Consider the following 23,831-nt stretch of genomic DNA (forward strand, 5'->3'; position numbering starts at 1 on the left):
AAACTTCAAAACATCTCTTCTTTATTTATACAAATCGACCATCTGACACAGTTTTCTAAACCAATCATTATAATAATAGCCAAAATTTCGAACGAACCTAAAAACAGGTTCGATAATGAAAATTAATAATAAAATAAGAGGTCGGCTATGTTTGGTGTTTTTAAACCTAAAGCACATATCGCACAACTCCCAACAGGAGAGATCAGTAGCACTTATAAGCGGTTGCGATGGCAACTTTTTCTCGGCATTTTCTTTGGTTATGCGGGATACTATCTTGTTCGAAAAAACTTCAGTTTAGCAATGCCTTACCTTATAGAACAAGGATACAGTCGAGGCGATTTAGGGGTTGCTCTTGCGGCGGTATCCATCGCTTATGGTTTATCTAAATTTTTAATGGGGAGTGTTTCTGACCGTTCCAATCCTCGATATTTTCTCAGTGCTGGTTTGGTCATGTCTGCCCTCGTTATGTTTTGTTTTGGCTTTATGCCTTGGGCAACAGGCAGCATTACCGCCATGTTTATCTTATTGTTTTTAAATGGTTGGTTTCAAGGGATGGGATGGCCTGCCTGTGGTAGAACCATGGTGCACTGGTGGTCAAGAAAAGAGCGTGGTGAAATAGTTTCGGTATGGAACGTTGCACACAACGTCGGAGGTGGGTTAATTGGCCCACTGTTCCTTCTTGGTTTATGGGCATTTAATGATGATTGGCGAACTGCATTCTACGTCCCTGCCTTCTTTGCTCTTCTTGTTGCTTTTTTTGTTTGGTTAACAGTAAGAGATACACCTCAATCATGTGGTCTTCCACCAATTGAAGAATTTAAAAACGACTACCCAGATGACTATGATTCGGCGTATGAAACAGAAATGACGGCAAAAGAAATCTTCTTTAAATACGTTTTTTCAAATAAATTGTTGTGGTCAATTGCAATAGCTAACGCCTTTGTTTACCTGATCCGTTATGGTGTTTTAGATTGGGCACCAGTTTACTTAAAAGAAGCCAAAGAGTTTACCGTTGATAAATCTTCGTGGGCATATTTCCTATATGAGTGGGCTGGTATTCCTGGCACCCTTCTATGTGGTTGGATTTCTGATAAGTTATTCAAAGGGAAACGAGCTCCTGCAGGGATTCTATTTATGGCGTTAGTGACTATTGCAGTATTGGTTTACTGGTTTAACCCAGCAGGAAACCCTACCGTTGATATGATCGCATTGGTTGCTATTGGGTTCTTAATCTATGGTCCAGTAATGTTAATTGGTTTATATGCGCTGGAATTAGCGCCTAAAAAAGCAGCAGGTACAGCGGCAGGATTAACCGGGTTATTTGGTTACCTTGGCGGAGCCGTTGCAGCGAACGCACTGCTTGGTTATACCGTTGACCACTTTGGTTGGGATGGTGGTTTTATGATTTTAGTTGCTTCTTGTGTGATCTCTATTGTTTGCCTAACTTACGCACTGATTGGTGAACAAAAGCATCATAAAGAGAAAATTGAAAAAGAAAGCCACATAGCTTAATCCCAAAAAAACGGCTGTGAAAAATACAGCCGTTTTCTTATCAAGTATTAAGCAAATTAAAACAAACTAACGATAAAGTTCAGTTCATCAATAGCCTCTCCTGAAGATAAGCTTTCTAACCATACTGAATTTGAGTAGTGCTCTGCTCTTAGCATCAAATGCGTCCCTTCAAAATCAATGAGCCATGAATGCAAATCCGCATCCACTTGCTGCTCTATCACCTTTGCATCCATTGCTGAAACCAACTGTTTTCCCACGTCATTGAAGGTATCAAAATCAAATTCAGGAATGGCAAAAATAATGCGCCCTACCTCTTTATCAAACTCAATGACTGAAAATAAACTCATGACTTATCCTTGTCCTGTTAAGTGCATTTCAATTAAATCTAAGAATGGATCAGCATATTTTTCAAGCTTCTTCTGCCCGACACCATTTACCGCTAACATCTCTCCATAAGAGGTAGGTAAAATATCAGCCATATCCATTAAGGTTGCATCACTGAATACCACATATGGTGGTAAGTCATCTCGATCTGCAATGGATTTACGCAGCTTACGTAATTTAGCAAACAGCTGTTTATCGTAATTACGATTATTCAATTTCTCTGATTTTGCCGTTTTTGCTGCAATATCCAATCGCGGTACTGCTAGTTCTAACGGTTCTTGCCCTTTTAAGATTGGGCGAGCTTCTTCTGTTAACTGCAATGTAGAGTTTCGAGTGATATTTTGTACCAACAATCCTTTATGAATTAATTGTCGAATAATACTCACCCAATATTCATGACTGTGCTCTTTACCGATACCATAGGTCGATAACTTATCATGTCCATGCTCACGAATACGGGCAATTTTAAGCCCTCGCAACACCTCTACCACATAACCAACGCCAAAGCCTTGATTAACTCGATAAACACAAGAAAGTGCTTTTTGTGCAGCTTCTGTCCCATCAAATTGCTTTGGTGGATCCAAACAAACATCACAATTACCACAGGGTTTTGCGCTGTATTCACCAAAGTAGTTAAGTAGCACTTGGCGACGGCAGGTTTGCGCTTCAGCAAATGCTGTCATCGCATTTAATTTATGGCTTTCTACAAGCTTTTGAGGGCCTTCTGGTTTCTCTTCCACCAGTTTTCTTAGCCAGACAATATCGGCAGGATCATAAAGCATGACCGCTTCAGCTGGGAGACCATCACGCCCCGCTCGTCCAGTCTCTTGATAATAGGATTCAATGTTCTTTGGAATATCAAAGTGAGCAACAAAACGCACGTTGGATTTATTGATCCCCATACCAAAAGCAACAGTAGCTACCACGATTTGAATATCATCTCGCTGAAAGGCTTCCTGAACGTAATTACGCTCATCCAAATCTAAACCAGCGTGATAAGACGCCGCACGAATATGATTGTTGCAGAGCTTCTCTGTCAACATTTCAACTTTCTTACGACTACCGCAATAAATCACGCCACATTGATTTTTTTGCGTCGCAAGATAGCGAACAATCTGGCTTACGGGTTTGTGCTTTTCTAATACCGTATAACGAATATTTGGACGATCAAAACTGCCTAAGTATTGATGCGGCTCAGGCAAAGAAAGACGATGTAGAATATCTTTACGAGTGGCTTCATCAGCAGTCGCGGTGAGAGCCATGATCGGAACACTAGGAAAACGCTGTTTAATCTGTCCTAATGATGCGTATTCAGGACGGAAATCGTGACCCCACTGCGAAATACAATGCGCTTCATCAACAGCGATCATACACAAGTTTAGGGATTCTAAACGATCCATAAAGTCACGCATCATCACGCGCTCAGGCGACACATAAAGCATTTTCACCTGACCAGCATTCACTCGATTCCAAATCGCTATTTGCTCTTCACGTTCAATGGTTGAGTTTAAGCACTCGGCTTTTACCCCATTCGCTTTAAGTTGATCAACTTGGTCTTTCATTAAGGATATTAACGGTGAAATCACCAGTGTTAGCCCTTCAAAAACCAAAGCTGGGATCTGATAACAAAGCGACTTACCACCACCAGTAGGCATGATGACAAGGCTATCCTTACCTTCAAAGACAGCATTGATGACTTCTTCTTGTCCAACACGGAATTCTTGGTAGCCAAACACGTCTTTTAAAACCGTGTAACTTGGCGACACCTCTTCCATTGGTTGTTCTGCGATCATGCTGGACATAAAAAACTCATCAATAATATGGGAGGCTCATTCTACCCATGCTTATCGGTGAGTAAAAGAGCAATAGGAAAAAACACGGCATATTCGACACTGTATTATCTTCAATACACGATTAAAAAAGCATCTTTTTCTAACGTCATATATACTAGCGAAAATAACAATATCTTTAGAGTGTCACTCCAGACATTCTCTTTTTCTATTTTACTCGCACTGTTAAGAACTCACACATGCCAACAACGACTCTCGAACAACAACGCACTCGCCAGGGTGTCTTATTTGCTCTTGGTGCTTACACCATATGGGGTATTGCACCTATTTACTTTAAAACCATCAGTGAAGTCTCTCCTTTAGAGATTTTAAGTCATCGTGTTATTTGGTCTTTCTTCTTTTTGGCGGCATTACTCTCTTTTTCCAAAGGCTGGACAACGGTTATCAATACACTAAAAGATAAGAAAAAGATGACTTATCTAATTACAACCAGTGTATTAATTGGTGCTAATTGGCTGATATTTATCTGGGCAGTAAATGCCGGACATATGCTGGATGCAAGTTTAGGTTATTACATTAATCCATTGCTAAATGTTGTTCTCGGAATGATTTTTCTTGGGGAGCGCTTAAGACGACTTCAATGGATAGCCGTTCTATTTGCTAGTGCTGGTGTTCTGATCCAATTAATTACCTTTGGTTCAATTCCAGTTGTCGCCATTGCGCTTGCTTGTAGTTTTGGCTTTTATGGGTTACTCCGTAAAAAAGTCGCAATGGATGCGCAAACTGGATTATTCATAGAAACCTTAGTGATGTTACCACTCACTCTCATTTATCTGTTGTTTATTGCCAACTCAGCTACATCAGATTTAAGTGAAAATGCGCTAAATTTAAATCTGTTACTGGTCGCTGCAGGTATCATTACGACAGTCCCATTACTCTGTTTTACTGGAGCAGCGACTCGACTAAAACTGTCTACACTAGGTTTTTTTCAATACATAGGTCCAAGCTTAATGTTCTTGTTAGCGGTCGGATTATATGGTGAAGAATTTAGTGCTGATAAAGCAATTACTTTTGGTTTTATTTGGGCTGCTTTACTTATCTTTACCACAGATGCTTTCATGGCTAGAAACAAAAAGAATAAATAACACTAAAGAGCTAGGTATAATTTTGTAACATTAAAATGTATACCTAATTTTTATATTTAGATCTACGCCTACTTATTGCACTTTTTTATACTTAATTAGCAATATATCCGTGAAATTTATTTCTCAATATGTGACACTGGTTTAATAAAAATATCATAAACTATTGATAACATTGTAAATAGGTTCAATATATGGCTAGGTGTAAAAACTGTAAAGCGGAATTACCGCTATTACCATCTAAACGAAGTTTTGTTGAAAGATACATCACTCAACGTAATACAAAGAAATTTAAATGTCACAATTGTAATGAATTACAATTTTTAAGTCCTTTTACGATGAATTCAGATGTGGCTAAATAATAGATAAAAAAAGAGAGCATATTTGCTCTCTTTTTTTATTTTATTAATTAAAGGCCAACCTAGATTGATTCTAACTTAGCGTACTGAGTCACCAACCATTTGATCCCTTCACCATTAAAAGCAACTTGTACACGACCTTGTGGCCCTGCACCTTCAAAGTTAATAATAGTTCCTTCACCAAACTTTGGATGTTTCACTCGCTGACCTAACGCATAACCCGTTTCATTGAAGTTATTATTCACCGCTTTTTGACCAAAACGGCTGTCTGACGACGCACTTTGACCATAACTGCCATATGATCCTGTGCGACTGACTTTCGCCTTCATACGTACTTCTTCTACGCATTCAGTTGGGATCTCTTTAATAAAACGTGATGGTTTATGGTATTTATCTTGGCCATACAAACGACGCATCTCTGCATAAGTGATGTACAGTTTTTCCATCGCACGAGTCATACCAACATAACAAAGACGACGTTCTTCTTCTAAACGTCCCGCTTCTTCTGCTGACATTTGGCTTGGGAACATGCCTTCTTCAACACCAACCATAAACACAAGTGGGAACTCTAACCCTTTGGCACTGTGCAAAGTCATTAATTGAACCGCATCTTCAAACTCATCAGCCTGACCTTCACCCGCTTCCAATGCAGCATGAGTTAAGAAAGCAGTCAAATCCGTCATCTCTTCTGCTTCTTCAGGTTTTTCAAACTGTCGAGTTGCCGTTACCAGCTCTTCCAAGTTCTCAATACGCGCTTTTGATTTTTCGCCTTTCTCTTGTTCATACATAGCAAACAACCCTGAGCTTTTGATCACTTGGTCTGTTTGTTCATGTAGACGACAATCACGAGTATCATCTTCTAATGCGTTAATTAATTCGATAAAACGACTTAATGCGCCTGCTGCACGTCCTGGTAATACTTGTTCTTCAATTAAGGCAATACTTGCCTGCCACATGGTTGCTCCACGTTCACGAGCAGCAAAACGCACAGTCTCTAACGTTTTATCACCTAAACCACGAGTCGGTGTATTAACAACACGCTCAAACGCAGCATCATCATTACGGTTATTCATTAAACGTAAATAAGACAAGGCATCTTTGATCTCTTGTCGTTCGAAGAATCGCATACCACCATAAATTCGGTACGGTAGGCCAGCTTGAATTAACGCTTCTTCAAGTACACGAGATTGGGCGTTATTACGATATAAAAATGCGGAGTCTTCAAGTGCTCCACCATTATCACGCCACTCTTTAATCTTACCGACAGCAAAGCGTGCTTCATCTAATTCGTTATACGCCGAATAAATGGATATTAAGTCGCCTTCCACACCTTCAGTCCATAATTTCTTGCCCATACGCTCAGTGTTGTTACTGATCAATTCGTTGGCTGCATTTAGAATATTGGCAGTTGAACGGTAGTTTTGTTCTAGACGAATGGTTTTGGCACCAACAAATTCATCTAAGAATTTTTGAATATTTTCAATCTGAGCACCACGCCAACCATAGATGGATTGGTCATCATCACCTACGATCATCACATCACAATCTGACCCAGCCATCATACGTAGCCAAGCGTATTGGATGTTGTTGGTATCTTGGAATTCGTCCACCAAAATATGCTTAAAACGCGCTTGGTAGTGCTCTCTGATATGTTTGTGATCACGAAGCAATTCATGTGCACGCAGTAAGATTTCAGCAAAATCCACTAAACCTGCACGATCACAAGCCTCTTGGTAAGCACTGTAAACTTTCAACCACGTTTGAGTAATTGGATCGTTGAAAGAATTAATTTGGTGAGGACGTAAACCTTCGTCTTTTTTACCATTAATAAACCAAGCAGCTTGACGAGCGGGCCAGTTTTTATCATCTAAATTCTGCGCTTTGATCAGTCGTTTTAATAAACGTTGTTGATCATCAGAATCAATAATTTGGAAACCTTCTGGTAATTTTGCATCAAGGTAATGAGCACGAAGAATACGATGACAAATACCGTGGAAAGTACCGTTCCACATACCACCAGCACTACCATGCATTAGCTCTTCAATACGACCACGCATTTCAGCTGCTGCTTTGTTGGTAAATGTCACTGACATGATAGAGAAAGGAGACGCTTGCTCAATTTGCATTAACCATGCGATACGATGAACAAGTACTCGAGTTTTACCACTACCGGCACCCGCAAGTACAAGCATGTTTTCTAACGGAGCGGCTACGGCTTCGCGCTGTTTGTCATTAAGACCATCAAGAAGAAAAGAAACGTCCATCACATCACACTGGTTATTTATACATGTAGACGGAGTATATACTGAAATGAAGTGAGACCCAAATCTCGGGTCTCTTTTTGCTTTTTAGATGACTTGTTTTACTTTCGCGTGTTGCTGTCCACTACGATATGAATGAATCGACGCCTCTTGTGTATCACCATACACAACCTCATAAAACTGAGGTAAGTTAAAGTTCACTTTATCTGGATTAGACAAGTCTTCATTATTACGACTTGAAGTGTAATAGTGATTAATGCTGTTCACCATATCATCTTTGCTGCCATAACATTGGTGATAAATTTCAATCTTATTCTCTTCATCTAAAACATAAATATTGAAACCATCGTCATCATTTTGCGAATCATCGAAGAAGAATTGAATCAAACCTTCACTCGCAAATGAGTCCACCGCATCAGGGATAACCACACCGCTGTTATCACCCAAAGGTATGGTGGTTGAACCAATCGCCTTATTCGTAGAGATGCTTGAATAAAACTGAACAGAATCTTCCAGTTTTTGGATCGATACACCACGACGCTCAAAGAACAATCCATACATGGTTGAACCGATTTTGATGCCTTTGAAACGGCGACGTTTTTCGTTATTTTCAACCGGCTTTAAACGAAGCTCAATACACTCAGCCAGCAGTTGATAAATATTATTACGAATGATGCCACGCATCTGTTTACTGTAACAGAACACATCCACAGACTCTGGACGAGCAGCGTCTTGGTGCATTTTGCACAATACGGTTTTTAGCGCATCAAGAATGGCGGTTTCACCACTAAAGTTTAGTGTTCTCACTTCATGCCATGAATTTCGATACACTAAATCAACACTACCAATTAAGTTGTTTTGCTCACTACCACAACTGAAGATATCCGCATCTGCCTGATTCATACGCTCAGGTTTCATTTTCAATCTTTCTGTTGGGTCATTTTCTAAATTAATAAAAATAGAAAGCTGTCGAACTTCACAAGGGCTACCCAGTTCTTCTTTGGTTGGTTGTGGCAAATACACTGAGAATGTATTTCTTAAATCACTCACCATTTGATAGAACTTATCGATATTCAAATCCGCATCACGAACCACGGCATCCAAACGTGTTGATTCCGTTAGTAAGCCATTAAAGAACGCCCATGCGACTAACTTACTTAAGTATCGGTTATGCTCTAAGAACTTGGCTCCCATTAATTCTTTGGCAATTAATGGTTTTTTATAAACGTACCAACCTGCTTTATTAACGCTGTTTTCTGGTACTTCTACAAAACTTAAATCTGCTTCGTGTAAATCTGGTGAGATCTGAGGATTAAGTAACGTCACCTTACCTGGAAGTTCTTCAAATGCCGCATAAAGTTTACGAGCAAGAATACTGATATCTTCAGGGCTGATCGACGACGTTATGTCATTATTACGCGCAAAACGGATCAGGTTTCGGTAACTTTGCATCAAGGCTTCAAGCAGATCGTGGTGTGATTTCTTCACCTGTTCTACTTTCCAAGTACGACGAGAGTCTAACTCTGTAATGTATTCAGAGCTCCATCCCCATTGTGTCGTTAACTCACTTAACGCCTTACGACGCCATTCAACTGAGCCTTGACCTTGTCTTCTTGAAAGCTTCTCATGTGTTTTCAAATAGAAACTACGACGAACCAACTCTAAACGAGACATATCATTGGTTCGTTCAAGATAACGAGTCACTTTCTCAAGCATCAGGTAGTACGCATCCATCCCATAAAGATCGGGATCATCAGCAAAGAATCGGCGTTTACTATCAATGCTTAATAGTTGTGTATGTGGGTACTCCCAAGAATACGCTTCTAATAAGATCGCTTTTAGCACCGATTTAAACGGTGAATCGATACTTTTATATAGTTGCCATAAACTTGAGCCAAAATACTCTTCTGCAGGAATATGATTAAGACGACCAAAATCAATCCATTGGTCACGCTGAATAATCCCTTGCTCACACAATTGATCGACATAATCATCATAACTTTCTTCCATTTCTGGAGGGATGATTTGCCATAGCAATTGCTGTCCACCAAGGCATACGGCGGTACGATAAAACTCATCAAGCAAGAGAAGGTGCTGTGAAGAACCGCAGTTATCACCGGTCATCTCTTCAGAATACGCATCTCTAAAACGATTCTGTTCCATTAAGAAGAAGTTAGCTTCAATATAAAACTGCAATGCCCACTCAGTGAGTGCATCACATTTCTTTTGTAGAAGCGCTTTTTTCTCGGCAGGAAGATTTTCAGGAATACAAACCCAAATATCGAGATCACTGGCAACAGTTTGGCCAATAGAAGAAGTACTACCCATAGAATACAAACCAAGAATATTGCCTTGATTTGAGGTAGATAGAGGATAACGAAGCGTAAGTTGAGCCATCCACTCACGCTGCTTTTTATTCGCCTGAAATTGTTTAATACCACTAGGAGCACCTTCAACAAAACCCGGAAGCTCCGAATGATTGAAATGCAATAGCAATGGCAATTGATGGAAGATCTCTTGCCCAAGTGGTTTCATTAGTGCTAAAGCTCGCTCTACACGTTGTTCCGTGAGGCGTTGCTGTCGAGCAATTAATGTTTCAATATAGGTTTGCAAATAGAAAGCCTAGCTAATCTTTGTCATCTAAGATGATGGTGAATATTGAACAGCATTCGTTCAATACCGACTATAAAACGTGATCAAGATAACACTTTTAACTTTAGACGTAAAGTTTAGCGCATCACTACAAAAAGTAATACCCTTACCTTTTGCGCTGATGTTTTTAACCCATAATCACACTGTTGTCATCCTGTATTTTCACCTCACCCTCAAGTAATGGTAGGATAAGGTAATTATTTTGATCGGATACTACTATGTCACAGCAATTACCTGTTCGTATCGCCACTCGTAAAAGCCCTTTGGCTCTATGGCAAGCCCACTTTGTTAAAGATGCACTGCAAGCCGCTCACCCTGGTTTGGAAGTTGAATTGGTTACTATGGTAACGAAAGGCGACATTATTCTTGATACGCCATTAGCAAAAGTTGGCGGAAAAGGCTTATTCGTTAAAGAACTTGAAGTTGCGATGCTAGAAGGCCGCGCAGACCTTGCTGTTCACTCAATGAAAGACGTGCCAGTTGAATTTCCTGAAGGTCTAGGTCTTGTTACGATTTGTGAGCGTGAAGACCCACGTGACGCATTTGTATCGAACACTTACAACAATATTGATGAGTTACCTCAAGGCGCCGTTGTTGGTACTTGTAGCCTACGTCGTCAATGCCAACTTAAAGAAGCTCGTCCTGATCTTATTATCAAAGAATTACGCGGTAATGTGGGAACTCGTCTACAAAAACTGGATGATGGTAACTACGATGCGATCATTCTTGCTTGTGCTGGCTTAATCCGTTTAGGTCTAGAAGACCGAATCAAAAGTGCAATCGAACCTGAGCAATCATTACCTGCAGTAGGTCAAGGTGCTGTTGGTATTGAAGCTCGCTTAGATGACGATCGTCTTCGTGCTTTACTTGAACCTCTAAATCACCCAGAAACGGCAAACCGAGTTCTGTGTGAGCGTGCAATGAATAACCGCTTAGAAGGTGGTTGCCAAGTACCAATCGGTAGTTACTCATTAATTGATGGTGACCAAATTTGGTTACGCGCTCTTGTTGGCGAACCTGATGGCTCAGTGATGATCCGTGGTGAAGTGTCTGGACCGGTTTCTGACGCAGAAGCTTTAGGCACTCAACTTGCCGATCAACTTTTAAACGATGGCGCGAAAGAAATTTTAGAACGCCTATACGCAGAAGCGTAACTATGACGATTTTGGTGACTCGCCCTGAGCAAGAGAGCCAAGCTTTATGTGATGCCTTGAATCAATCAGGGCATCCAGCTATTTCTCATCCTCTTATCACTATCCATCCCGGCAATGAACTGTCTCAACTCCCTAGACTATTTTCTTCACTTAATGATGGTGATTTTATTATCGCTGTTAGTCAGCACGCTGTTGAACACACGCAAAATCATTTAAAACAGCTACAATTAGAGTGGAAACAGGGGGTTAATTATATTGCGGTCGGTCAAAAGAGCGCTCAACACCTCAAAAAGTATATTTCAGATCCAGTACACTACCCAACCCATAGCGACAGTGAACATTTATTAGCCCTTCCTGTCTTACAAAAAGCGACAGGGAAAAAAGCCATTATTCTTCGAGGAAATGGCGGACGAGATCTGATTTATCAAGTTCTAAACGATCTCAATGTGGATGTGACATATTGTGAGGCTTACCAACGCCAAGTCATCGCATTTGATGCATCTATCAAAACTCGAGAGTGGCAAGAAAAGAACGTAAACACATTGATTGTGACCAGTGGCGAACAACTCTCTTTTTTCACCTCTCAATTTGCAAATACAGATTTAAATTGGGTACTGAAGCTTAGATTATTGGTACCAAGTGAGCGCATTAACCAGTTTGCAAAAGAACTTGGTTATCAACATATTGAAACGGTTGGCGGAGCCTCTAATTCCGACTTGCTGCACTATATCAGTGAGCATCATTATGATGGGATTTTCAAATGACAAAAAATAATAATACAACACAGCCAACCGAAGATAAGCCGGTTGTGACTACAGCCTCTGATATAAAAAAAGAGCCAGAGAAAACCACCACACACTCTGCTTCTAACACAGAAAATATTGTCGATAAAAAAGGCCGTCGCTTAGGGACTGTAGCCATTATTATCTCTATTTTATTCAGTGGCGGTGCCTTCTTAGCATCGCAACAACAAGTTACCCAACAACAAATCCAAATAGCTCAACTTGAGCAAAAATTAAAAACAGCAGATACCACGCTTGATGCAAAACTGGTTGCTGCAGAACAACGCATTACCGATAAAGCGGATGAGATTGTACGTAAAGCGACAGTTCTAATGCAGCAACAAGATAAGAGCATTGCGAGCCTTCAATTGGCGATTGCTGATATCAAAGGTCGTCGTCCAAATGACTGGTTACTTGCAGAAGCAGATTACTTAGTAAAAATGGCTGGTCGTAAATTATGGCTTGAACATGATGTGGTTAGCGCAACTCGTTTAATGGAGAATGCCGATCAACGCATCTCTGCACTGAACGATCCAAGCCTAACACCGCTACGTCGTGCAATGGCTGATGACATTGCGACATTAAAAGCGATCCCATTAATTGACCGTGATGGCTTAGTATTAAAACTAAATAGCCTAGAACAACAAATTAATAAACTGCCACTGGCAAGCGCCGTTCTTCCAGAAGCCGATGCTGTTGAAGAAAAACACGTTTCAACCAACATCAATGATTGGCAATCAAATTTAAAACAATCTCTTAATGATTTTGCTGGCCACTTCATTACATATCGAGTTCGTGAAGGTAATGTCATTCCACTACTTAGTCCAGAGCAACATTTCTATTTAAAAGAGAACATTAAGGGTAAGTTACTACTGGCCTCTAAAGCACTTTATCGTGAGCAAAGTGAAGTTTATGCTACATCACTAGAAAGCGCAAAACTGTGGTCTTCTCAGTACTTCCAACAAGATGACCCTGCAGTGAAAAGCTTTATGGCTCAGCTAGACTCTTTAGCAAAATACAAAGTAGACGTTCGTTATCCAAAGAAAATGAAGACTCAAGCGTTATTGTCGGACTTCATTTCAGAGCGACTTCGCCGTAATGTTCAAGCGATTGGTGACGCCCCAAAAGCAACAGTAAAACAAACTGAAACAACCGAAGGAGGCAAATCATGATCCGATTGCTTCTTCTGGCGATTGTCTTAGTCGGTGGATTAATTGTAGGAACTACCTTTGCTGATCAACAAGGTTATGTATTGATATCCGTTGCTAATACGACTATTGAGATGAGCTTAACAACCTTGGTGCTCTTTATTGGTGCTTTGATTGCTGGCTTGTTCTTACTTGAAATGATCGTGAAGCGTATTCTTTCTGTGAGTAATTATACTCGCGGTTGGTTTAGTGCCCGCCATTTACGTAAAGCTCGTTACAACACCTTTAAAGGAATGATTAAACTACATGAAGGTGAATGGAAAGAAGCTGAGCGCCTAATTACTAAAGGTGGACGTCATAACGATTTCCCACTATTGAATTATTTGGCTGCTGCGGAAGCGGCTCAAGGTCGTCAGCAAATTGATCTGAGAGATAAATACCTGCAGTTAGCATCAGAGCAAGATGACAGTACATTAGCGGTTGCATTAACCAGTGCAAAACTGCAAATGCGCCAAAAACAGTATGAACTGGCATTAGCGACCTTACAATTTGTGAAGGTTGATTACCCTCGTAATCCGGTTTTATTAGAACTATTAAAAGAGTGTTATCTTGCATTAAATGAATGGCAGGCTCTAAAAAATATCATTCATCCATTAAGTAAAGCGAATCTAATTACCGACCAACAAGCGTTAGAGTTAGAAGAAAAAGCGGAATGTGGATTAATGGCTTTTATTGCTACCAATAAAGGGACAGCAGGCTTACTAGAACATTGGGATGCGTTACCAAAGAAACTGAAAAAACATGTTCCAATTCTGATTTGTCTTATCCAACAATTACAAGCACGCAAAGCAGATTCAGAAGCGTACATTATCTTGCGAGATAACCTAAAGAAACGAGCGGATGATCGTCTAGTTGCTCTACTTCCTACGCTAAATCTAGCTGATTATCACCCTGCGACTGTATTGCTTGAAAGCATGGCTGATTACGATGTACGTAATCCTGTGATTCAAAGTACATTGGCACAACTTTATATGCGAACACAAAAATGGCAGCCAGCGCGTGAACATTTTGAAGCTGCATTAGCAATTCGTGAAGATATGTCTGATTACGCCTATCTTGCACGCGTATTGGATAAGCAAAACCGTAAACAAGCAGCTGCGGATATTTCTCGTAAAGCATTAACTATGGTTGATGATAACGACTAATTTGCGTTATTGAACACCCATAAAAAATGCCACTCATTATTGAGTGGCATTTTTATTGATATTTGTTAGAAAAAACTCGATTAAATAAATGCGAATGCATCACCAAACAATTGCTCTTTCTTCGCTTGTTTTTCTGTGGTGAATTGCTCACGTGCAGCACCAGCCATTTCAAAGCGACCTGCGATATAAATATCCATATCAGCCAATGAGTTAAAATCGGCTTTTACCGCTTCTAGCACATTACCCGTTTTACCTGCCCAGCCTTCACTTTGCTCAACAACTGGTACAAACGTAATATGACTATGCGCTTGAGCTATGGTCTCTAGTTCTGCTTTTGCATACAGTTGGCATTCATCACGACCACCCCAGTATAGGTAAATTGGTTTTTGAATCTTTTGGCTAATGCAGTGATCAAGAATTGAACGTACGTAACTAAAACCTGTACCACCAGCAATCAATAGCATTGAACGATCGCTGTCTTCACGGATCCACGCTTCACCATGAGGCGCATCAATTAAAATATCACCACCCGTTTCTAGTGCCGATTTCATTGATTCAACTACTTCTCCAGCATAAGCATTATGCTCTGCGGCACCAATATGTAACTCAATTTCACCTTCGTGGCGACAAGGACTACTTGCGATTGAGAATGGACGTTTGTCTTTTTCACCCATAACAACCGTTAGGTATTGGCCAGCTTTAAAAGCAACAGGCTGTTCTGGGTGAAGTAAAATTCGAAAAGTATTACAAGCCAATGGCTCGATAGACTTTACTTTGCAATTGATTGGCATGACTTTCCTTTTTCAGCTGATGCCTTTTAATATGGCATTTGTACGCTGTCATTATTATGTGTATTGAGCATTAAACTCTAATTATACGGGGAGGATTTATTCTAACAACAGCACTAAATCACTTTTTGCTGTTGCCTGACACGCAAATACCCACCCTTCTTGTTGTTCTTTATCGGTAAGAAGAGGCTCTAAATCGTATTCGATTTCACCCTCTAATTTTTTGCATAAGCACATAGCGCATGCACCGACTTGGCATCGGTTTGGATAATTAATTCCCGCCTCGAGTGCCGCATCAAGAATGGTTTGCCCTTCTTCGATGCTGAATTCTTTTTGCTGTGGTAGTAAGGTTATTTTTTTCATTACACTTAATTTATTGATTTTAATACTTCACTTTATTCAGTTAAATGAAATGTCTTTCCGCAAAAGCAGAATGGATTTAATTGGTGTTGATAGCTTATCGATAGCAACAGCTGTTTTGCTACAAGACATTACACTTCACTAAAATATGTAGTAAACCAATTCTTTATTTTAAAATCCCTAATTCATCCCAGAGACTATCAATTTTAGCGACCACTTCTGGATCTTTCTTGATTGGTGTTCCCCACTCACGAAGACATTCACCTTCCCATTTATTGGTGGCATCTAACCCCATCTTTGAGGTTTCACCTTCGCTTTGTAAGAATAAGGTATCTCTCGCCGGATCCATTCGTGTGGTTACCGCCCAAATGATGTCATTCCAATCACTCACATTGACATCATCATCACACACGATCACAAATTTGTTCTCTTCAAATTGAGACCAAATGGCATCCATGATTTTCTTAGCATTACCTACAGCCTGTTTATTGATGGATACAACCACCATACTGGCATTGTCATTCTGCAAATGAATTTCAATAATCTCAGGACACATTTTGGTTATTTCAGCGATACACCCTTCAATCTGCTCACTACTTGTTAATGAACATTCCACGTTTGGTGATAATGCTAATTCTGCATCCCATTTTTTCGTGATATCTAAGCCCATTTTTGAACCTAATCCCACCACAGGTGAAGCAAAATCTAATGAATCTATCGGCGTATTCTCTATCATTAAACTATCACGAGCGGGATCCATATGCAGAGACATTGCCGCTGTTACTTGTGACCAATCTCGAGCATTCACCTCTTCATCGCAGACCAATACAAACTTGGTGTACATAAACTGACGTAAGAACGACCACACGCCCATCATCACACGCTTAGCGTGACCTGGGTATTGCTTCTTCATTGTCACTACCGCCATGCGATATGAACACCCTTCTGGTGGAAGGTAAAAATCAATGATTTCAGGAAACTGCTTTTGTAAAATAGGCACAAATACTTCGTTTAATGCCACACCTAAAACCGCAGGTTCATCAGGCGGACGTCCAGTATACGTACTGTGATAAATCGGTTCTTTACGCATGGTAATGTGCGTAACCGTAAACACATGGTGCTTTTCAACTTCATTATAGTAACCGGTGTGATCGCCATAAGGGCCTTCATCGGCAAATTCTGTTGGGTCTATATAGCCCTCAAGGACAATCTCAGCACTGGCTGGTACTTCCAAGTCATTACTAATGGATTTGGTTATTTCGGTTCTGCTGCCTCGTAGAAGGCCTGCAAACGCATATTCAGACAAAGTATCAGGTACAGGCGTTACCGCACCTAAAATCGTCGCAGGATCGGCACCAAACGCTACAGAGACAGGAAACGGTTCTCCTGGATGAGTTTCCATCCAGTCACGCAAATCTAAAGCACCACCACGGTGAGCAAGCCAACGCATGATCACTTTGTTTTTACTCAGCTTCTGCTGGCGATAAATGCCTAAGTTTTGGCGTTTTTTATGCGGGCCTTTGGTAATGGTTAGACCCCACGTTAATAACGGAGCAACATCATCAGCCCAACAGCTCATCACTGGAACTTTATCAAGATCAACATCATCGCCTTGCCAAACAATCTGTTGGCATGCCGCTTTACGAATATTCTTAGTTGGCATGTTCAAAACTTGCTTAAAGACTGGCAATTTATCTAATGCATCTTTAAAGCCTTTTGGTGGCTCAGGCTCTTTTAAGTACGCAAGTAATTTTCCTACTTCACGCAGCTCCAAAACGTCTTTGCGACCCATGCCGATAGCGACACGCTCGGGTGTACCAAATAAGTTGGTTAACACCGGAATATCGTAACCAATTGGATTTTCAAATAGCAAAGCAGGACCACCCGCTCGTAAAGTACGATCGCTGATCTCTGTCATTTCATAATGAGGGTCAATGGGGTGTGAAATGCGTTTTAGCTGACCAATATCTTCCAAATGGCCGATAAAATCGCGTAAATCCTTATATTGCATCGCTATCTACATCTAATGAGTTTGAGTAGATTATACCCAAACAAATGAATATCCCCAACCCTACTTAACACTCATCACCTAGAGCTAAAACACATCTCATTAGGTAATGAATATTTAAATATTTGGGGAATTAAAATCTTATTAATTTTGTGATAAAGCAAACTTTACGTGCTGCTTACGAACATTATTACTGCCGCTTACCAAGCTTTCTAACCAAGATACATGACCATAATTCGCCAAGTGCATTGCGACTGCACCGCCATCTTGAATATGATCAAGCTTCGCTAATAAGAAATGCTGAACCTCTTGTGGCAAAGGATGAAGTTGAGCAAGTGAGGCAAACGCACTCTGTTTCAATGATGGATTTTTAGTCGCTGCCATTAATTGCTCTGTCGCAAATGGATCAGGTGCTAATCTCGCTAAACGATTAAGCTCATTGATACTGTATTGATCCGTTCGCATACGCCATAACATCTTATATATTCCAGGGTCTTTAGATACTTGAGCTAAACGAACCATCACTTCCGTTGTTGGCAACCACACCGATAATGTGTCGTCCGTGATCTGATTAACAAGATACTCTAATGCTTCTGGCGTAAGGCTATCTAATTCAGCTAACACAATAGATTGACGTACACGTACTTGATGAGGCTCACCCGTTAACCATTCAGATAATATAAGACGCTTTTCTTCAGCGGCAAGAATGAAGTCCAATACTTGTTGCTCTTTCTTCATCTGATTTAATACACGAGCAGCAATACTGGAATAATCAAATGCTAACTTAGTGACCACATAGCCATCACCTTGTTCTTTAATGGTATAAGTTGGATGCAGCGTTAACTGTTCTTTTAGCCAAATACTGGCTGTTGGAGATAAGACTAATCTGTCTTTTTCAATATGTTGAAGCAACATAAAGCGTACCGCTTCTTGCTGTGGCATAGAAAGACGATTAAGAGAAAAGTTTAATGTTGTGGTGTCATCATCAATAAGATATTGATGCAGTTTTTCCACCTTCTTTTTGAGTTGCTGATCATTCAATAAACTATTCTTAAAGTTTGGTTGAATCTCAGAGGCAGATACTTGCCCAAACAGCAAACTAATAAAAAGGAGGATTGATGCTAACAGTCCTTGTTGCATATATTACTCCTTGAAATGAACTAAGTTAGATTTCCTTCACCAAGCTTAGTACAAATCATAGTGCGATCAAATTAACATTTAATCAACAAAAAACGCTACCAAATTGGCAGCGTTTCATTATTTTTGAGCTCTACATCAATAAATGAGTCTTTTATCAATTACTGACGACGCATCGCATCAAAGAACTCATCATTTGTTTTCGTCATTGATAGCTTATCAATTAGGAATTCCATTGCATCGATCTCGCCCATTGGGTGAACAATCTTACGCAGGATCCACATTTTTTGTAGTTCATCTGCTTTAGTCAGCAACTCTTCACGACGAGTACCAGAACGGTTGAAATCAATCGCTGGGAATACACGTTTTTCCGCAATCTTACGGTTTAAGTGTAATTCCATGTTACCTGTACCTTTAAACTCTTCGTAGATAACCTCATCCATTTTAGAGCCAGTATCAACAAGTGCTGTTGCGATGATAGTTAAACTACCACCTTCTTCAACGTTACGTGCTGCACCAAAGAAACGCTTAGGACGGTGAAGTGCGTTAGCATCCACACCACCAGTAAGAACTTTACCAGATGATGGGATTACGGTGTTGTATGCACGAGCTAGACGAGTAATAGAGTCAAGTAAGATAACCACGTCTTTCTTATGCTCAACAAGACGTTTTGCTTTCTCGATAACCATTTCAGCAACTTGAACGTGACGAGACGCTGGCTCATCAAACGTTGATGCAACAACTTCACCTTTAACTAGGCGTTGCATCTCTGTTACTTCTTCTGGACGTTCATCGATAAGTAGAACCATCAACTCACACTCAGGGTGGTTATGCGCAATACTTTGAGCAATGTTTTGAAGTAGCATAGTTTTACCCGCTTTTGGCGGAGCAACAATCAGACCACGTTGGCCACGGCCAATTGGTGATGCTAAATCAAGAACACGTGCTGTAATGTCTTCTGTTGAACCATTACCACGTTCCATGCGTAAACGATCGTTAGCATGTAGAGGAGTAAGGTTTTCAAAAAGGATTTTGTTACGTGCGTTATCAGGACGGTCGTGGTTTACAGCGTTTACTTTAAGAAGTGCAAAGTAACGTTCGCCATCTTTTGGTGGACGAATCTTTCCGGCAATGGTATCACCAGTACGCAAGTTAAAACGACGAATTTGGCTTGGTGATACATAAATATCATCAGGACCCGCCAAGTAAGAACTGTCTGCCGAGCGAAGGAAACCAAAGCCATCTTGCAGAATCTCTAGAACACCGTCACCAAATATATCTTCGCCACTCTTAGCGTGTTGCTTAAGAATAGAAAAAATAATGTCTTGTTTTCTTAGACGAGCTAAGTTTTCTAGGCCTAGTGTTTCGCCAAGAGCAACAAGGTCCGATACAGATCGGTTTTTAAGTTCAGTAAGATTCATAGTGGTAGGTAGTTGTTTAGTCAAAATCAGATTCTATCTTTAGTTGATTTAAGAATGGATGACCTTCGAGCTCGGTCAAGAAATGAAATCGTATAAATTACGCGCGATAAATTATCACTTATTCGGTTTTTAGTCTAGGGGGTTAATCCTATTTATGGGCTTAGCTTAGCTCAGATAAAACAAAACCGCACATAATTTTTCATTATATGCGGTTCTATCTGACTTAATACCATCCTAAATTATAGGTTTGCATCAAGAAACTCTTTAAGTTGAGTCTTTGAAAGTGCACCCACTTTCGTTGCAGCTACGCCGCCATCTTTAAAAAGAAGTAGCGTTGGAATGCCACGAATACCAAATTTTGGTGGTGTACCAGCATTTTGATCGATATTTAATTTACCAATCGTTAGTTTGCCTTCGTACTCATCAGCAATCTCATCCAGAATCGGGGCAATCATTTTACAAGGACCACACCATTCTGCCCAGAAATCTACTAGTACAGGGCCTGCAGCGTTGATTACACTTTCTTCAAAACCGCCATCTGTAAGCTGCAAAATTTTGTCGCTCATCGTCAACTCCAACGTTAAATTTAAAGGCTGATTTGATGATAACCAGCAAATTGATTCTCTATTTGAATGGAATCCGTTTCGTATTGCAAGCTTTAACTGATATTCTATAGCTATGAAAAAGACGCACATCACAGAGCAAAACTTTGCCGACCTAGGTTTACAGCCTCAGGTTATCGATGGTTTGAATGCAAAAGGGTTCATTAAATGTACCCCAATTCAAGCTAAGGCATTGCCGGTACTGCTCGCCGGCCAAGACATTGCAGGCCAGGCCCAAACGGGTACAGGTAAGACGCTAGCGTTCCTTACTGCTACTTTTAATCACCTATTAACGACACCAGCACCTGAAGGTCGTAAAATCACACAACCGCGTGCCATTATCATGGCTCCGACACGTGAATTAGCGATTCAAATCTTCAATGATGCTGAATCACTTATCGCAAGCACAGGCCTAAAAGCGGCACTGGCTTACGGTGGTGAGCGTTATGAAAAACAACAACAAGTGATTGAGCAAGGTGTTGATATTTTGATCGGTACGACCGGTCGTATCATCGACTTCTACAAGCAAGGTCACATCGACTTTAAGATGATTCAAGCTGTTGTTCTTGATGAAGCCGATCGTATGTTCGATTTAGGTTTTATTAAAGATATTCGCTTTATCTTCCGTCGTATGCCTGCGCCAACAGAACGCTTAAACATGCTGTTTTCTGCGACGCTATCTTACCGTGTACAAGAGCTTGCTTTTGAACACATGCAAGAGCCTGAGCACGTTGTTGTTGAACCAGAGCAAAAAACAGGTCATCGCATTAAGGAAGAACTTTTCTATCCTTCAAACGATCATAAAATGGCTTTACTTCAAACACTTATTGAAGAAGAGTGGCCAGATCGTGCGATTATCTTTGCAAACACAAAACACAAATGTGAATCAGTTTGGGGTCACCTAGCCGCTGATAAACATCGTGTTGGTCTTCTAACAGGTGACGTTCCACAGAAAAAACGTGAGCGCATTTTAGAAGAGTTTACGCAAGGTAATGTTGATATCTTAGTTGCTACCGATGTGGCTGCTCGTGGTCTACATATTCCACAAGTAACACACGTATTTAACTTTGATTTACCAAACGAAGCTGAAGATTACGTTCACCGTATTGGCCGTACAGGTCGTGCAGGTGCAAGCGGTAACTCTATTAGCTTTGCATGTGAAGAATACGCAATTAATCTTCCTGCTATCGAAGAGTATATTGAGCATTCAATCCCACAATCTGATTACGATGCTTCTGCATTACTAGAAGATTTGCCTGCACCATTACGTCTTCAACGTCGTCCGCAGCAAAATCGTCGTAACAACAATGGTCAACGTCAAGGCGGCAACCGTAAGCATTCTCGCCCACGTCAACCACGCAATACTCAATCGTAAGTTGAGAGCTCAGTAAAAAGTAAAAGGATGTTATGAAAAGTTCAACAATATCACCTATGTATGCCGCCATCGATTTAGGCTCCAATAGCTTCCATATGCTTGTTGTGCGTCATATAAATGGTAGTGTGCAAACCATGGCTAAAATCAAACGTAAAGTTCGTTTAGCTGCGGGATTAAATGAAAATAACACACTCAGCCATGAAGCTATGCAACGTGGGTGGGATTGTTTGAGCTTATTTGCAGAACGTTTGCAAGACATCCCTGTAGAAAATATTCGCATTGTCGGCACAGCAACGCTGCGTGTTGCTAGCAATGTGGATATCTTCTTAGAAAAAGCCAATCAAATCTTAGGTCACAACATTAACGTGATCGAAGGCGAAGAAGAAGCTCGTATGATTTACCAAGGAGTTGCGCACACTTCAGGTGGTAATGGCCGTCGTTTAGTTGTTGATATCGGCGGAGCAAGTACAGAGTTAATCATTGGTGAAGGCTTTGAAGCACAAGCACTCACAAGCTTAAAAATGGGCTGTGTTACTTGGCTAGAAGGCTACTTTAAAGACCGTGCCCTAACCCAAAAGAACTTTGATTCGGCAATTGCCGGCGCAAAAGAGACATTAACTCCTATTTTACAGCAGTATACTGACCTAGGTTGGCAAACCTGCGTTGGAGCTAGTGGTACGGTACAAGCATTGCAAGAAATCATGTTGGCGCAAGGCATGGATGAGGTAATTACCTTAGCCAAGCTTAAGCGCCTTCAAAAACAAGCAATGCAATATGAACACTTAGAAGAGTTAGATATTGATGGGTTAACTCTTGAACGAGCATTAGTGTTCCCAAGTGGTTTATCCATCCTTATTGCTATTTTTGAATTATTGAACATCGATTCTATGACCCTAGCTGGTGGCGCTTTACGTGAAGGCCTGTGCTATGGAATGATCGATGAACTGCAACACGATGAAGTGTGTCAACGCACAATAAAAAGCACTCAGCAACGTTATCAATTAGACGTTGAATACGCCCAGCAAGTCACTGAACTCTCAATTCAACTTGTTCAGCAATGTGGTAACGATTGGCTTACTGAGCCACAAGCATTACCATTACTTACTGCGGCAACTCAACTTCATGAAATTGGTATGTGTATTGATTACAAAAAAGGCGGTGAACATTCTGCCTATTTAATTAACGCACTGGATTTACCTGGTTTTACTCGTGCTCAAAAGCACTTGCTTGGTGAATTACTACGCCGTTACCGCGAATATTTCTCAGCCATGCCAACTCAACATGCGGTTTCTGATATTTCAGCTCAACGCATGCTACGTATTTTACGTTTAGCGATTATTCTCACTCATCGTCGTGATGTGAATTTAGCCCCAGCAGTAACGCTATCAGAAAAAAATGATGTTTTGTCATTATCGATTGATGCGACTTGGCTGGCGGCGAATCCTCTAACGAGATCTGAGTTAGAGATTGAGGCAGATAAGCAGACGAATATTGGTTGGGAGTTGGTTATAGAGCCAAGGGACTAGGGACTAGGGACTAGAACGTTTCGCTTCTATAAGAGCAAAAGCAAGAGCCTTACTGTACAGGTTTCAGGTTTCAGGTTTCAGGAAAAATAAAAGCATGATGATTAACTAAAATCATCATGCTTTTTTTATTTTTTAGAAAAGAGTTAACAGCACTGAATTCTATGCTCTTATAGCCTCTAGTTAGCGCAGCGTATAGTCTCTAGTTAACACCAAAGCTCACCACAC

At 40.6% G+C, this 23,831-nt stretch carries 18 protein-coding genes; 8 read left to right on the top strand and 10 right to left on the bottom strand.

Going from position 1 to position 23,831, the window contains the following annotated elements:
• The first annotated feature begins 147 nt into the window (after positions 1 to 147).
• Complete coding sequence (gene glpT / locus GNP81_RS18050; protein WP_155673720.1) at positions 148 to 1,512, top strand: glycerol-3-phosphate transporter; 1,365 nt, start codon at positions 148 to 150, stop codon at positions 1,510 to 1,512.
• 56 nt (positions 1,513 to 1,568) lie between these two features.
• On the opposite strand, the gene GNP81_RS18055 is transcribed toward glpT, so the two are convergent.
• Together GNP81_RS18055 and recQ are read right to left on the bottom strand one after the other, a co-directional pair.
• The gene (locus GNP81_RS18055) at positions 1,569 to 1,859 is read right to left on the bottom strand and encodes a DUF3630 family protein (protein ID WP_155671856.1); all 291 of its coding nucleotides are present in this window, start codon (positions 1,857 to 1,859) and stop codon (positions 1,569 to 1,571) included.
• 3 nt (positions 1,860 to 1,862) lie between these two features.
• Entirely contained in the window at positions 1,863 to 3,698 is a 1,836-nt protein-coding gene (gene recQ / locus GNP81_RS18060; RefSeq protein WP_155673721.1) for an ATP-dependent DNA helicase RecQ, read from the bottom strand.
• A 227-nt stretch (positions 3,699 to 3,925) separates the two neighbouring features.
• On the opposite strand from recQ, the gene rarD reads away from it, so the two are divergent.
• On the top strand, positions 3,926 to 4,831 hold the full coding sequence (rarD, locus tag GNP81_RS18065) for an EamA family transporter RarD (protein WP_155673722.1): 906 nt from the start codon (positions 3,926 to 3,928) through the stop codon (positions 4,829 to 4,831).
• A 418-nt stretch (positions 4,832 to 5,249) separates the two neighbouring features.
• Here the strand turns inward: rarD and uvrD are convergent, their stop codons facing one another.
• Both uvrD and GNP81_RS18075 read right to left on the bottom strand, forming a co-directional pair.
• The gene (uvrD, locus tag GNP81_RS18070) at positions 5,250 to 7,451 is read right to left on the bottom strand and encodes a DNA helicase II (RefSeq protein ID WP_155673723.1); all 2,202 of its coding nucleotides are present in this window, start codon (positions 7,449 to 7,451) and stop codon (positions 5,250 to 5,252) included.
• An 84-nt stretch (positions 7,452 to 7,535) separates the two neighbouring features.
• Positions 7,536 to 10,061 (bottom strand): class I adenylate cyclase, encoded by a 2,526-nt coding sequence (locus tag GNP81_RS18075; RefSeq protein WP_155673724.1) that lies wholly within the window; start codon positions 10,059 to 10,061, stop codon positions 7,536 to 7,538.
• A gap of 257 nt (positions 10,062 to 10,318) precedes the next feature.
• Between GNP81_RS18075 and hemC the strand changes: the two genes are divergently transcribed.
• From hemC to GNP81_RS18095, 4 genes are read left to right on the top strand one after another with little or no spacing between them, the layout of a single operon-like run.
• Entirely contained in the window at positions 10,319 to 11,254 is a 936-nt protein-coding gene (hemC, locus tag GNP81_RS18080; protein ID WP_011260939.1) for a hydroxymethylbilane synthase, read from the top strand.
• A gap of 2 nt (positions 11,255 to 11,256) precedes the next feature.
• On the top strand, positions 11,257 to 12,018 hold the full coding sequence (locus GNP81_RS18085; protein WP_155673725.1) for a uroporphyrinogen-III synthase: 762 nt from the start codon (positions 11,257 to 11,259) through the stop codon (positions 12,016 to 12,018).
• On the top strand, positions 12,015 to 13,208 hold the full coding sequence (locus GNP81_RS18090; RefSeq protein WP_155673726.1) for a uroporphyrinogen-III C-methyltransferase: 1,194 nt from the start codon (positions 12,015 to 12,017) through the stop codon (positions 13,206 to 13,208). The genes GNP81_RS18085 and GNP81_RS18090 overlap by 4 nt, the downstream gene beginning before the upstream one ends.
• Complete coding sequence (locus GNP81_RS18095) at positions 13,205 to 14,389, top strand: heme biosynthesis HemY N-terminal domain-containing protein (RefSeq protein ID WP_155652264.1); 1,185 nt, start codon at positions 13,205 to 13,207, stop codon at positions 14,387 to 14,389. Before GNP81_RS18090 ends, GNP81_RS18095 begins: the two co-directional genes overlap by 4 nt.
• Positions 14,390 to 14,469: 80 nt before the next feature.
• On the opposite strand, the gene fre is transcribed toward GNP81_RS18095, so the two are convergent.
• The 6 genes from fre to trxA form a co-directional block, all read right to left on the bottom strand.
• Entirely contained in the window at positions 14,470 to 15,180 is a 711-nt protein-coding gene (fre, locus tag GNP81_RS18100) for an NAD(P)H-flavin reductase (protein ID WP_155673727.1), read from the bottom strand.
• A gap of 96 nt (positions 15,181 to 15,276) precedes the next feature.
• Positions 15,277 to 15,540, bottom strand: coding sequence for a 2Fe-2S iron-sulfur cluster-binding protein (locus GNP81_RS18105; protein WP_005416876.1), 264 nt, complete (start codon positions 15,538 to 15,540; stop codon positions 15,277 to 15,279).
• A 163-nt stretch (positions 15,541 to 15,703) separates the two neighbouring features.
• Positions 15,704 to 17,548, bottom strand: a complete 1,845-nt coding sequence (gene ubiD / locus GNP81_RS18110) for a 4-hydroxy-3-polyprenylbenzoate decarboxylase (RefSeq protein ID WP_155673728.1) — start codon at positions 17,546 to 17,548, stop codon at positions 15,704 to 15,706.
• A 141-nt stretch (positions 17,549 to 17,689) separates the two neighbouring features.
• Positions 17,690 to 18,685 (bottom strand): hypothetical protein, encoded by a 996-nt coding sequence (locus tag GNP81_RS18115; RefSeq protein ID WP_155671869.1) that lies wholly within the window; start codon positions 18,683 to 18,685, stop codon positions 17,690 to 17,692.
• Between the two features lie 158 nt (positions 18,686 to 18,843).
• Positions 18,844 to 20,103, bottom strand: coding sequence for a transcription termination factor Rho (gene rho / locus GNP81_RS18120; protein ID WP_011260932.1), 1,260 nt, complete (start codon positions 20,101 to 20,103; stop codon positions 18,844 to 18,846).
• A gap of 239 nt (positions 20,104 to 20,342) precedes the next feature.
• A complete protein-coding gene (trxA, locus tag GNP81_RS18125; RefSeq protein ID WP_005416871.1) occupies positions 20,343 to 20,669 on the bottom strand; it encodes a thioredoxin TrxA in 327 nt (108 codons plus the stop codon).
• A 112-nt stretch (positions 20,670 to 20,781) separates the two neighbouring features.
• On the opposite strand from trxA, the gene rhlB reads away from it, so the two are divergent.
• Together rhlB and gppA are read left to right on the top strand one after the other, a co-directional pair.
• Complete coding sequence (gene rhlB / locus GNP81_RS18130) at positions 20,782 to 22,080, top strand: ATP-dependent RNA helicase RhlB (RefSeq protein WP_012532773.1); 1,299 nt, start codon at positions 20,782 to 20,784, stop codon at positions 22,078 to 22,080.
• A 32-nt stretch (positions 22,081 to 22,112) separates the two neighbouring features.
• Positions 22,113 to 23,606 carry a guanosine-5'-triphosphate,3'-diphosphate diphosphatase gene (gppA, locus tag GNP81_RS18135; RefSeq protein WP_155671871.1) on the top strand — a complete coding sequence of 498 codons (1,494 nt, stop codon included), beginning with the start codon at positions 22,113 to 22,115 and terminating at the stop codon, positions 23,604 to 23,606.
• Positions 23,607 to 23,831: the final 225 nt, after the last annotated feature.

The sequence above is a fragment of the Aliivibrio fischeri genome (genome assembly GCF_009727955.1).
Lineage (GTDB): Bacteria > Pseudomonadota > Gammaproteobacteria > Enterobacterales > Vibrionaceae > Aliivibrio > Aliivibrio fischeri_A.

Excerpts from the sequence above, each read along its gene's own strand:
- glpT (WP_155673720.1), top strand. The coding sequence starts at position 148 with ATGTTTGGTGTTTTTAAACCTAAAGCACATATCGCACAACTCCCAACA.
- GNP81_RS18055 (WP_155671856.1), bottom strand. The coding sequence starts at position 1,859 with ATGAGTTTATTTTCAGTCATTGAGTTTGATAAAGAGGTAGGGCGCATT.
- recQ (WP_155673721.1), bottom strand. The coding sequence starts at position 3,698 with ATGTCCAGCATGATCGCAGAACAACCAATGGAAGAGGTGTCGCCAAGT.
- rarD (WP_155673722.1), top strand. The coding sequence starts at position 3,926 with ATGCCAACAACGACTCTCGAACAACAACGCACTCGCCAGGGTGTCTTA.
- uvrD (WP_155673723.1), bottom strand. The coding sequence starts at position 7,451 with ATGGACGTTTCTTTTCTTCTTGATGGTCTTAATGACAAACAGCGCGAA.
- hemC (WP_011260939.1), top strand. The coding sequence starts at position 10,319 with ATGTCACAGCAATTACCTGTTCGTATCGCCACTCGTAAAAGCCCTTTG.
- GNP81_RS18085 (WP_155673725.1), top strand. The coding sequence starts at position 11,257 with ATGACGATTTTGGTGACTCGCCCTGAGCAAGAGAGCCAAGCTTTATGT.
- GNP81_RS18090 (WP_155673726.1), top strand. The coding sequence starts at position 12,015 with ATGACAAAAAATAATAATACAACACAGCCAACCGAAGATAAGCCGGTT.
- GNP81_RS18095 (WP_155652264.1), top strand. The coding sequence starts at position 13,205 with ATGATCCGATTGCTTCTTCTGGCGATTGTCTTAGTCGGTGGATTAATT.
- fre (WP_155673727.1), bottom strand. The coding sequence starts at position 15,180 with ATGCCAATCAATTGCAAAGTAAAGTCTATCGAGCCATTGGCTTGTAAT.
- GNP81_RS18105 (WP_005416876.1), bottom strand. The coding sequence starts at position 15,540 with ATGAAAAAAATAACCTTACTACCACAGCAAAAAGAATTCAGCATCGAA.
- ubiD (WP_155673728.1), bottom strand. The coding sequence starts at position 17,548 with ATGCAATATAAGGATTTACGCGATTTTATCGGCCATTTGGAAGATATT.
- GNP81_RS18115 (WP_155671869.1), bottom strand. The coding sequence starts at position 18,685 with ATGCAACAAGGACTGTTAGCATCAATCCTCCTTTTTATTAGTTTGCTG.
- rho (WP_011260932.1), bottom strand. The coding sequence starts at position 20,103 with ATGAATCTTACTGAACTTAAAAACCGATCTGTATCGGACCTTGTTGCT.
- trxA (WP_005416871.1), bottom strand. The coding sequence starts at position 20,669 with ATGAGCGACAAAATTTTGCAGCTTACAGATGGCGGTTTTGAAGAAAGT.
- rhlB (WP_012532773.1), top strand. The coding sequence starts at position 20,782 with ATGAAAAAGACGCACATCACAGAGCAAAACTTTGCCGACCTAGGTTTA.
- gppA (WP_155671871.1), top strand. The coding sequence starts at position 22,113 with ATGAAAAGTTCAACAATATCACCTATGTATGCCGCCATCGATTTAGGC.